Origin of the sequence: Gallibacter intestinalis (assembly GCF_014982745.1) — a bacterium.
GTDB classification, from domain to species: Bacteria; Bacillota; Clostridia; order Peptostreptococcales; family Anaerovoracaceae; genus Gallibacter; species Gallibacter intestinalis.
The window spans coordinates 89,014-101,453 of the sequence record NZ_JADCKA010000002.1; the positions used below are offsets into that span (position 1 = coordinate 89,014).

The following is a 12,440-nucleotide window of genomic DNA, read 5'->3' on the forward strand; positions in this document are numbered from 1 at the left end:
TTCGTAATTTTTACCCAAGTATCTATATTCTATTCATACTATATATGAATTTATACACATTAAAAATCGTTGTACATTTTCAGTACAACGACCTTGTGGATCTGTTTATCGATCTTATTTATCTCTGCACTGCTCGCATTTCTGATTAGCTACGCTGCAGGATGTCTTGCTTGCAGACTGACATGAAGTCTGGCATTCACCGCAGCCGCCTGTTTTAACGCTGGCTCTGAGATCTCTTGTATCCAAAGTTTTTATTCTTTTCATGGTCATTGCCCTCCTTGTAAAATTCCTAAATTATTGTATCAAAACAGATTGTCTGTGTCAATTTTACTATTTAGCAGTTTTATCAAAAACATATAAAAACTTAATATTGCAAACTAATAAAAATTGCAGTAATATTAAGAAGTAAAAATCATATGCTATCCTTTAAAAGGGAGTAGCCGGCATATAATGCAGTGTTCGCGTCAATACGGTTAACAACCCGCGTTCACTTTAAATGGCGAGACTTTTAAACACTTATAGGCGTATTAGCCGCAGTGTTTGAAGTCTTTTTTGTTTATATGCACACATCATATCAAGGAGGAAAGAATGTTTTACAACAAAAGTTCGGAAGAAGTTTTAAAAGAATTTGAATCTTCCACAGACGGACTATCTGAAGCACAAGTCACCGACCATAGAGAAAAATACGGTGAAAACAAGCTTCAGGAAAAGAAAAAGAAAAGTACTTTGCTTGTATTTGCAGAGCAGTTTAAGGATCTTCTTGTAATCATCCTTATTGTCGCCGCCCTTATTTCCATTGCCACCGGTGATGTGGAAAGTACGGTTGTAATTTTAGCGGTAATTACTCTCAATGCGATACTTGGTACAGTACAGTATGTGAAAGCCGAAAAATCCCTTGAGAGCTTAAAAAAGCTTTCGGCACCTGTGGCCAAAGTTATTCGTGACGGTCAGCAGCTTGAAATTCCTGCATCTGAATTGGTTGTAGGAGATATTATTAAGCTTGAGGCCGGCGATGTGGTTCCAAGTGATGGCAGATTGCTTGAGGCTTACTCATTAAAGATCAACGAAAGTGCCCTAACAGGTGAATCAGAAGCCGTTGAAAAAGATCCTTCTGTCATTGACAGTGAAAAGGTTGCATTAGGTGATCAAAAAAATATGGTATTTTCGAGCTCACTTGTAACATACGGCAGAGGACTGGCTGTTATAACCGCTGTAGGACATGATACTGAGCTTGGTAAAATTGCCGACCTTATTTCAAATACAGCAGAGAGAAAGACGCCTCTTCAGGTTAATATGGATAACTTCAGTAAAAAGCTGTCCATTATTATCATTTTAATCTGTGTGCTCGTATTTGGACTCAGCGTATACAGGGGCGAAACCATAATGGATGCCCTACTCTTTGCAGTTGCTCTTGCAGTTGCAGCAATACCTGAAGCCCTTAGCTCGATAATTACAATATCACTGGCCATAGGTACATCAAGAATGGCGAAGGAAAATGCCATAGTAAAAGAGCTTAAAGCCGTTGAAGGATTAGGCTGTGTATCTATCATATGCTCTGATAAGACAGGTACCCTCACTCAAAATAAAATGACTGTTGAGGATGTATACTGCTACCCTACTAATAAGCAGACTTTATTGATATCATCCATAATGTGTAACGACACTGCTATCGTTGATGGTGAAACCTTTGGTGATCCTACTGAAACAGCTTTCGTGGATTATTATATGGCCAACAACGACGATTACACGGAAATGATGGCAACTCATCCGAGAATCGGAGAGCTTCCTTTTGATTCTGAGCGTAAGCTTATGAGTACCCTTCACGATATGGAAGGCAAAATCACTATGTTTACAAAGGGTGCTCCGGATGTGCTTATAGAAAGATGTGGATATTTCCTCGATGCTAACGGACAGGTTGCACTTCTTAATGAAGAGGAAAAGGAAAAAATTAAACAGAAAAACTTTGATTATTCATCAGGGGGATTAAGAGTTCTGGCCTTTGCCATGAAAACATATGACGCCTTAAAGGAACTTAACTTTGACGATGAAAAAGATCTTGTTTTTATCGGTCTTGAAGCAGAAATGGACCCTCCTAGAGTTGAATCAGCTCCTGCTGTTGCAGACTGTATTAAAGCCGGTATTAAACCTATTATGATAACAGGCGACCACAAAGTAACAGCCTCTGCAATAGCTAAAAAGATAGGTATTTTACAGGATGGAGATAAAGCTATAACAGGTCCTGAGCTTGACGAAATGGATGATGAAACACTAGCTAAGGAGCTTCCACACATTTCTGTATATGCTAGAGTATCCCCTGATAACAAGATAAGAATTGTTAACGCATGGCAGGAACTTGGTCATATCGTTGCCATGACCGGTGACGGAGTAAACGATGCCCCTGCTTTAAAACAGGCTGATATCGGTATTGCAATGGGTATCACGGGTACAGAAGTATCCAAAGATGCTTCTGCTATGATTCTTACCGATGATAACTTTGCTACGATTATCAAGTCTGTTTTAAACGGAAGAAATATCTATGCAAATATAAAGAATGCCATCAAGTTCTTGCTTTCAGGTAATGCTGCAGGTATCTTCTCTGTATTGTATGCTTCATTGGCAGGACTTCCGGCACCTTTTGCCGCTGTACATCTGCTGTTTATCAATCTTCTTACAGACAGCCTTCCTGCCCTTGCCATCAGCATGGAGCCGAGCAATGAAGAGCTTATAAAAGATAAACCGAGAAGCAGAGATGAATCTATCCTGACTAAAGCTTTTGTTGGTGAAGTCGGATTCCAGGGTATATTGATTGCAATTGCAACTATGGCTGCCTTTTATATCGGATATGAAACAAGCACTGAGGCTGCAATGACAATGGCATTTTCAACTCTTTGTCTTGCAAGATTGTGGCATGGCTTTAACTCAAGAGGTAAGCAGTCCATATTCAAACTGGGTTTAACCACTAATGTTTACACTATAGGAGCATTCTTCCTGGGACTTATACTTCTCAGCCTTGTACTCTTTGTACCGTTCCTGGAAGAAGTATTCTCTGTGGCAGTGCTCTCATGGGCTCAGATTGGATGGATTGCACTTCTTGCCTTCCTGCCGACAGTAGTGATACAGATAAAGAAAATTATCGTAGACCATATGGAAAACAAATAAACAAATATTGTGAGATGATTAACTATGGAAAGGAAAAAGGACAGAACAATACTGCACTGTGACATGAACGGGTTTTACGCATCAGTAGAGCTTTTGGACTATCCACAGTATAAAAATATTCCTATGGCGGTATGCGGAGATCCCAAAAGCCGCCATGGAATAATCCTTGCTAAAAATGAGCCAGCAAAGAAATTCGGCATAAAAACCGCTGAAACAATTTGGCAGGCTAAAAAGAAATGTCCTTCATTGGTATGCGTACCTCCCCATCATGATAAATACTCAAAATACAGTAAAATGATTAATGAGATTTATCTCAGATATACCGATATGGTGGAGCCATTTTCCATAGACGAATCCTGGCTGGATGTTTCGGCTAGCCTCACCCTATTTGGTTCGGGTAAGGAAATAGCTGATCAGATACGAGAAATCGTAAAAAAAGAATTAGGACTTACACTTTCTGCTGGAGTTTCATTTAATAAAATATTTGCGAAAATGGGCAGCGAGTATAAAAAACCCGATGCCACCACCGTAATAACAAGAGAAAACTACAAAAATATAATTTGGCCAATGGATATATCAGAGATGTTTTTTGTCGGGAAAGCAACCGCTGATAAACTTAAAACCGCAGGTATCCATACAATTGGCGATCTTGCAAACACCAGTCGTCCCCTTCTTGTTTCAATGCTAGGCAAACATGGCGGCATGTTGTACGATTATTCCAACGGTCTAGATGAAGAACCTGTCAGTCTTTATTCAGACAGAGAAAAAATTAAATCAGTTGGTCACGGTATGACTTTTACAAGAAATATTACAGGAAGTGAAGATATTAAGGCTGCCCTATCTGGTCTCTGCGATAAGGTAGCCAGCAGACTTAGAAGAAATAAAATGAGAGCATGGGGAGTTAAGGTGGATATAAAAGATCCTGACTTTAATGTGGTTTCAAAGCAAAAACAGCTTGATGCGGCAATAAATACAGCAGAAGATATAAGTATTGCTTCATATGAGCTTATAACCTCATTTTGGCCCTTAGACAGACCTATTAGATTATTAACCGTTACAGCTATAAATCTTGTGGATGAAAATGAAGCTCAGCAGCTTTCATTCTTTGATACTGAAAACACACAGCGTCGTCAACGGGCTGAATCCGTTGAACGAACCCTTGATATGATAAGAGATAAATACGGAAGTTCTTCTATAGGCTTTGGAAGAACTGTAAATAATGATATAGGTATCAAATACAAAGAGCCAAATAAAAATAATGATGATGATTGAGCTATTTTAACCGATAAAAAAGCAACTGAATTATTAAATCAGCTGCTTTTTTATTTATGCTAATGTCATTACAAGTTCTAGTAAATCAGCACGAACTTTATTTTCAATATTGTCGGCTATTTTAAGATCAACTAAAGTTACCTTTTGACCGTCAAAGCCAATTGCTGTACTAGGTTTATCTTCTGATATAAGTCTGACAGCCTCGGAGCCCATAAGGGTTGCCATGTTTCTGTCTAAAGCTGTCGGAGAGCCGCCTCTCTGAAGGTATCCAAGGATGACTGTACGCACGTCTTCACCGATTCCCATTTTAATTTCTTCTGTAAGTTCTTCGGTCGAAATATCAGCGCCTTCTGCTCTAATTATGATACTGTTCTTTTTCTGACGACTGATGCCTTCTTTAATTTTATCTATTATTTTGGCAATATCGGATTTCACTTCCGGAATCAGCACAGCATCAGCTCCTCCAGCAAGACCGGACATAAGAGCAATATCTCCACAATTACGCCCCATAACCTCTATGATTGTTGTTTTATCATGGGACATACCGGTTTCTCTTATTCCATTTGCAGCATTTACTACAGTGTTTACAGCAGTATCAAAACCTATGGAATACGCACAATAGCCTAAATCGTTATCAATCGTAGCAGGGATAAACTGAACATTTATCCCTCTTTTAACAAGTTCTAAGGCTCCCTTTAAGGTACCGTCACCACCGATGGCTATAATGGAGTCCAGTTTTGCTTTATTAATATTTTCTACAGCCTTATCAATACCTTTATCAGTTTTGAATTCTTCACATCGTGCCGTTTTAAGAACAGTTCCTCCTCTGTGGATTATATCTCCAACATGGGCAATATTCATAAGTCTTATATCACCCTCAATAAGACCTTTGTACCCATGTCCTATACCGTATACTTCCATGCCTGTTCTTATACCCTTACGGGTAACAGCTCTAATGGCCGCATTCATTCCTGGAGCATCTCCTCCGCTGGTAAGCACGCATATTCTCTTTATCATATGATAATCTCCCTGCTATTTTCAGCTTTGAATTTTTACATTGGTTTTGCCGACTATATCAGCAGCCTCTTGTAATATTGGGCTGTTTTCGTCCACCCACATATTTTGCGGTGCTTTCATAGCCTTCCCATCCGGTGTATATATTATAACCGGTGTATTGCCGCTGTATTTTTGTAAAAGCTGAACAATCATATCCATATCTTCTTTTTCTGTCAGTTCATTTCCAAGTCTAATTTTAATTAGTGAGCCTGACCTTTTTTTGTTATCTGTTGTCATTTGCTGTTTTGAAGACTCATAATCAGATATCGCCGAAATGGAATCAGCCAATATCTTAGGTGGCTCATCTTCTTTAAAATTTAAAGTACCGCTAATAACTACAATATTGTCCTCCATGGTTAAAGGCTGATATCTTTCGTATGTGTTAGGAAATACTATAACCTCCATCATACCGTACAAATCCTCCAAATCCAGGAAGCACATCATCTGATTCTTTTTAGTGAGGAGTGTCTTTCTGCCGCTTACAAGACCTGCAACTACAACCTTCTGTCCATCTCTTATTTCGCTTGTAAGGCCTTCGGAAATCTCCTGCTGACTCTTTTGAAGAAGATCGGAATTGACCGAGGTGATTTTCTCAATTTTTTCCTCGTAGTCCTCTAGAGGATGACCTGTAATATAAACACCCATCATTTCCTTTTCAAGGGCATTTATAACTTCCTTAGAAAAAGGAACAACATCAGGCAAACTCATTGTTATATCGGCAGCTTCCATTTCCTCAGTATTAAGATCAAAGAGAGACATCTGACCATCGATATTCTTTTTTGATTCCTTTTGAGCTGATTCGATAAGTTCCTCATAAACAGACAGGTACTGTGCTCTGTTTGAATTCATCGAATCAAAGGCTCCTGCTTTAATGAGAGATTCAATAGCTTTTTTATTTATCTTATGGATATCCTGGTTAGATATAAATTCGAATATATCCTTGGCTTTACCTTTCTCATTTCTAGTCTCAATTATGGAATCAATTACGCTTTCACCGACATTTTTTATTCCCATAAGGCCGTAGCGAATTTTACCGTCTTTAACAGTGAATTTTTTTTCGCTTTCGTTAACGTCAGGTGGCAATACCTCTATGCCCATCTCATGGCAGTTTCTTATATATTTAGCAATCTGATGGCCGTCATTCATTACACTGGTCATAAGCGCTGCCATAAATTCAGTGGCGTAATGAGCCTTAAGATATCCAGTCTCATAGCCTATAACTGCATATGCAGCTGCATGGGATTTATTAAAGGCGTATTCAGCAAATGTAACCATCTGATTGAATATCTGTTCAGCGATTTCCTTTGAGATTCCCTTTTCAGCACAGCCTTTAATAAATATCTCCTTTTCCGCCAGCATGACATCCATTTTCTTTTTACCCATGGCACGCCTTAAAATATCGCTTCTGCCATATGTATATCCTGCCAGGTCTCTTACTATCTGCATAACCTGTTCCTGATAAATAAGGCAGCCGTATGTAACGGACAAAATAGGTTCAAGAAGCGGATGGAGATACTGTATCTTGTCCGGATTTTTTTTGTTTTCGATATATGATGGAATTGAAGCCATTGGACCCGGTCTATAAAGGGCAATTCCCGCTACAATATCCTCAAAGCAGTTAGGCTTAAGATTTTTCATAAACTGGGTCATTCCCGCAGATTCCAGCTGAAATATTCCCTGAGTATTACCGCTAGATATAAGCTCATATACTGCAGGGTCATCATATTCCATCTTTGAAAAATTAATCCTAACACCATGTTCTCTTTCAATTAGATCAAGGGCATCTCTAATAACCGTTAGGTTTCTAAGACCGAGAAAGTCCATTTTAAGCAGACCCAGCTCCTCAATTGTTGTCATCGGGAACTGAGTTGATATGCCCTTATCAGCAAGATATAAAGGCACATATTCATCTATCGCCTTTTTTGAAATAACTACACCTGCTGCATGGGTTGATGCATGTCTTGGCATGCCTTCAAGTGCCTTTGAGGTATCAATGACCTTTCTTACCGTTTCACTGGACTCATACATTTCCTTAAGCTCAGGACTGACTTCCAGTGCTTTTTCAATGGTCATTTTAAGATCAAATGGAATTGCCTTAGCTATGGCATCTGTTTCAGCATAACTTACATCAAGAGCTCTTCCCACATCTCTTACAACTGCTTTGGCCTTCAGAGTACCAAAGGTGATAATCTGAGCAACCTTATCGGCACCGTACTTAGAAATAACATAATCAATAACTTCCTGTCTTCTCTCATAACAGAAGTCTATATCGATATCAGGCATGCTGACTCTTTCTGGATTTAAAAATCTTTCAAAAATCAGATTGTATTTAATCGGATCAATATCCGTTATATGCAATGTGTATGCAACTATGCTGCCAGCAGCAGAACCTCTTCCCGGTCCAACAACAATTCCCTGCTCCCTAGCATAGTTAATAAAATCCCAAACAATGAGAAAGTATTCCACATATCCCATTTGTTCTATTATGGAAAGCTCATAATCAAGTCTTTCCTTTAATTCGGATCCGCCATTTGGGTATCTTTCTGAAAGGCCTTTTTCACACAGTTCTCTCAGATATGATTTATTGTCCTTACCATCAGGGGCTACGAATTCAGGAAGATGTAAAGTGCCAAATTCAAATTCAACATCGCACTGATCGGCAATTACCTGAGTATTGTCAATTGCCTGAGGACAAGCAGCAAAGATTTTTCTCATTTCATCTTCACTTTTGAGATAAAACTGGTCATTGGGAAAGCGCATCCTGTTTTCGTCAGAAATACTGGTAGCTGTTTGTATGCACAAAAGCACTTCATGGGCCTTTGCATCCTCTCTTTTTACATAATGAACATCATTTGTTGCAACCAGCGGTATTCCTGTTTCTTCGCTGAGTCTTAACATATCGGAATATATACGAGCTTCTTCTTCAAGTCCCTGGTCTTGAAGCTCAAGATAATAATTGCCCTCTCCGAAAATATCAAGATATTCCAGCGCTTCATCCTTAGCGCCCTCATAATCTCCGCGTAAAAGATGCTGCTGTATATCCCCTGCAAGGCAGGCAGAAAGACATATGATACCTTCACTAAATTCTCTTAAAACTTCCTTATCAACTCTTGGTTTATAATAATATCCTTCTGTAAACCCTCTACTAACAATCTTTACGAGATTGTGATATCCGATATTATTCTTTGCAAGAAGTATAAGATGTGCCTGCTTTTTATCAAGGGCAGGATCCTTGTCATGTCTTGTTCTAGCTGCCATATATACTTCGCAGCCTATTATCGGTTTAATTCCCTGTTTTTTGCACTCACGCCAAAAATCCACGACGCCAAACATAACGCCGTGGTCAGTAATTGCAAGGGAATTCATCCCAAGCTCCTTAGCGGAAGCAACCAGATCTTTCAATCTGGCTGCTCCGTCAAGAAGGCTATATTCAGTATGTACATGCAAATGTGTAAATGCCATATGCAATACCTTCTTTAAATTCTTAAACTAGTTTTTACTCGATTGTAGCTACAAGCTCGTTAGCCTTAACCTGCTGTCCTTCTTTAACGCAGATCTTGGATACCTTACCTGCCATGGAAGCCAGAATATTAGTTTCCATCTTCATGGCTTCTATAACGGCAATCGGCTGCTGTTCTTCAACCTCGTCACCTTCTTCTACAAGGATTCTGAGAATGTTTCCAGGAATTGGAGCACCGATTTCTGCAGGATCGTTTTCATCGGCATAAGCGATTACATTACCTGCTATTGCAGCAGAACCATCTTTATCGTGGATTCTTACTGCACTTCTTGTGCCGTTAACTTCAAATGTTACATACTTGTATCCTTCTTCGTCTGTCTTGCTTGCATCTACAAGGCTAATAACAAGAACCTTACCTTCTGCAATTTTAACCTCGCAAGTTTCACCTTCGGACAGACCATGGAAGAAGATATCAGAGCCCATGTATCTGAATGTATCTCCACTGTTAACTGCTGCAACATAGTCTTCGTATACCTTTGGATACATAGCGTATGCCAGAAGTTCTTTTTCTGTTCCTTCAACGCCCAGATCTTCAACAAGATGCTTTTTGATAGCGTCGAAATCTTCAGGTTCAAGCAGTTCACCAGGTCTGCATGTGATAGGCTCTTTATCCTTAAGAACTATCTTCTGCAGTTCCTTAGGGAATCCACCCTTAGGCTGACCCATCATACCTTCAAAGAAGGAAACTATTGAGTCAGGATAATCCAGATTTGCTCCCTTTTCCATGATATTTTCAGGAGTCAGACCGTTCTGTACCATAAAGATAGCCATGTCTCCAACTGCCTTTGAGGAAGGTGTTACCTTAACTATATCACCAAGCATTTTGTTAACAGCCTTATACATTTCCTTAACTTCCTTAAGCTTATGTCCAAGACCGAAGCTTTCTACCTGAGCCTTCAGGTTGGAGTACTGTCCGCCAGGAATTTCGTATGTGTATATTTCAGTTGTGGAAGCCATAAAGTCGGATTCGAACTGATGATATACAGGTCTTACTGCTGTCCAGTAGTTTGCAATATCCTGGATTTCCTCTGTCTTGATCTTTGATTCTCTATCTGTATTTTCAACTGCCGCAACAACGGAGTTAAGGTTTGGCTGAGAAGTCAGACCGGACATGGAGGAAATAGCTGCATCCACTACGTCAACACCTGCTGTTGCTGCCATCAGAATAGCTGCAACACCGTTACCTGTTGTGTCGTGAGTATGGAAGTGGATTGGCACGCTTACTTCATTCTTAAGAGCTGTAATAAGCTTCTTAGCTGCCATAGGTTTGCACAGACCAGACATATCCTTAATGCCGATCATGTGTGTGCCTCTTCTTTCCAGCTCCTTAGCCATTTCTACATAGTATTTAAGATTATACTTTTCTCTGCTGTCATCAAGAATATCTCCTGTGTAGCAGAGGCATGCTTCTGCTACCTTACCCTGATTGAGAACTTCATCAAGGGCAACTTCCATACCTTCAATCCAGTTCAGAGAGTCAAATATTCTGAATACATCGATTCCGGAGGCTGCACTTTCCTTAACAAATCTTCTGATTACATTGTCTGGATAGTTCTTATAACCTACGGCATTTGCTCCTCTGATAAGCATCTGGAAAAGTACGTTAGGAATATGATATCTGAGTGTAGCCAGTCTTTCCCATGGGTCTTCCTTAAGGAATCTGTATGCAGTATCAAATGTTGCTCCGCCCCACATTTCCAGTGAGAACAGGTCCTTTTCGTATTTAGCGATGGCAGGAGCAATCTTTTCCATATCCACAGTTCTTACTCTTGTTGCCATCAGTGACTGCTGAGCATCTCTGAGAGTTGTATCTGTAAAGAGAAGTTCTTTCTGGTTCATTACCCAGTCAGCAAGTCCCTTAGGTCCCTTTTCATCAAGTATCTGCTTTGTACCCTTAAGTTTTTCGATTTCGCTATGCTTGATTTTAGGGAATACAGGAATGTCAAATTCAGGCTTGATACCCTTGTTACCGTTTACAAACTGTTCTCCCAGGTAGTTAAGAACCTTAAGCTGCTTATCTGTACCCACCTGGATGTTAAACAGTTCAGGATGATTTGCGATGAATGTAGTATCGCATTTTCCGTACTGGAATTCAGGGTTTCTGAGTACATTTATCAAGAATGCAATGTTTGTCTTAACACCCTTAATATGTGTTTCTGTAAGTGCTCTTGCCGCCTTTCTTACAGCACCTTCCCATGTTCTTGCGAAAGCAGTAATCTTAACAAGTAAGCTGTCATAATATGGAGAAATTACGGCACCTGTAAATCCGTTTCCACCATCAAGTCTGATACCGAAGCCTGCAGGGCTCTTGTATTCTTCAATAACACCTGTATCAGGGGCAAAGCCGTTAACAGGGTCTTCAGTTGTAATACGGCACTGGATTGCATGTCCGTTTACTTTAATATCATCCTGACTCTTAATGTCGATTTTATCGCTATCAAGGGAATATCCTTCAGCAATAAGAATCTGAGACTGAACAATATCTATACCTGTTACCATTTCGGTAACTGTATGTTCTACCTGAATTCTCGGATTCATTTCGATGAAGTAATGATTTCCGTCTTTATCAACAAGGAATTCAACTGTTCCGGCACTTCTGTAGTTTACAGCACCGGCAATTTTAAGAGCATCGGCACAAATTTTCTGTCTCTGCTCATCTGTAATGGAAAGAGCTGGTGTAAATTCGATTACCTTCTGATGTCTTCTCTGTACAGAGCAGTCTCTTTCATAGAGATGAACAAGGTTACCGTATTTGTCTCCCAGAACCTGTACTTCGATATGCTTAGGTCTTTCTACATATTTTTCAATGAAGACATCGTCAATACCGAAGGCTTTTTTTGCTTCACTCTTTGCGCTGATGAATTCCTGTACTAGGTCTTCTTCTTTTCTTACAATTCTCATGCCTCTGCCGCCGCCGCCGGCTGCAGCTTTAAGCATTACAGGAAATCCGCACATTTTTGCGATTTCCAAAGCTTCCTCTTCGGACTGAATTGCTTTTTCTACACCAGGAATAATAGGAACTCCTGCTTCCTTGGCAACAATCTTTGACTGAATCTTGTCACCTACTCTACCCATCATTTCGCTGGTAGGTCCGATAAATTCTATACCCGCATCTTCACAGGCCTTAGCAAATTCCTGGTTTTCTGAAAGAAGACCATAGCCTGGATGGATAGCGTCGATACCTTTAGCCTTAGCCAGCTCAATGATTTCGTCGATGGCAAGATACGCGTCTACAGGGGATTTGCCCTTACCAATCTGGTATGATTCGTCAGCCTTTGTTCTAAAAAGAGTGTTTCTATCCTCTTCAGAATAAATGGCAACGGATCTGATGCCCATCTCCTTGCAGGCACGGAATATCCTTATGGCGATTTCGCCTCTGTTCGCAACAAGGATACGCTTGAATTTTTTAATGTCGCTCATTTCTTTTCCTTTC

The 12,440-nt window shown here is 39.9% G+C and carries 6 protein-coding genes; 2 read left to right on the forward strand and 4 right to left on the reverse strand.

The features are described from left to right. Nucleotides 1-114 precede the first annotated feature (114 nt). Entirely contained in the window at nucleotides 115-264 is a 150-nt protein-coding gene (gene scfA / locus INF20_RS01865) for a six-cysteine ranthipeptide SCIFF (RefSeq protein ID WP_226384694.1), read from the reverse strand. Between the two features lie 324 nt (nucleotides 265-588). Between scfA and INF20_RS01870 the strand changes: the two genes are divergently transcribed. Then, nucleotides 589-3,159 (forward strand): calcium-translocating P-type ATPase, PMCA-type, encoded by a 2,571-nt coding sequence (locus INF20_RS01870; RefSeq protein ID WP_226384695.1) that lies wholly within the window; start codon nucleotides 589-591, stop codon nucleotides 3,157-3,159. A gap of 24 nt (nucleotides 3,160-3,183) precedes the next feature. Beyond that, on the forward strand, nucleotides 3,184-4,431 hold the full coding sequence (dinB, locus tag INF20_RS01875) for a DNA polymerase IV (protein ID WP_226384696.1): 1,248 nt from the start codon (nucleotides 3,184-3,186) through the stop codon (nucleotides 4,429-4,431). A gap of 54 nt (nucleotides 4,432-4,485) precedes the next feature. Here dinB and INF20_RS01880 read toward each other — a convergent pair whose 3' ends face one another. From INF20_RS01880 to INF20_RS01890, 3 genes are read right to left on the reverse strand one after another with little or no spacing between them, the layout of a single operon-like run. Further along, nucleotides 4,486-5,448 (reverse strand): ATP-dependent 6-phosphofructokinase, encoded by a 963-nt coding sequence (locus INF20_RS01880; RefSeq protein ID WP_264175457.1) that lies wholly within the window; start codon nucleotides 5,446-5,448, stop codon nucleotides 4,486-4,488. Nucleotides 5,449-5,469: 21 nt separating this feature from the next. Continuing rightward, nucleotides 5,470-8,949 (reverse strand): DNA polymerase III subunit alpha, encoded by a 3,480-nt coding sequence (locus INF20_RS01885; protein WP_226384697.1) that lies wholly within the window; start codon nucleotides 8,947-8,949, stop codon nucleotides 5,470-5,472. 34 nt (nucleotides 8,950-8,983) lie between these two features. After that, nucleotides 8,984-12,427 (reverse strand): pyruvate carboxylase, encoded by a 3,444-nt coding sequence (locus INF20_RS01890; protein ID WP_226384698.1) that lies wholly within the window; start codon nucleotides 12,425-12,427, stop codon nucleotides 8,984-8,986. Nucleotides 12,428-12,440 lie beyond the last annotated feature (13 nt).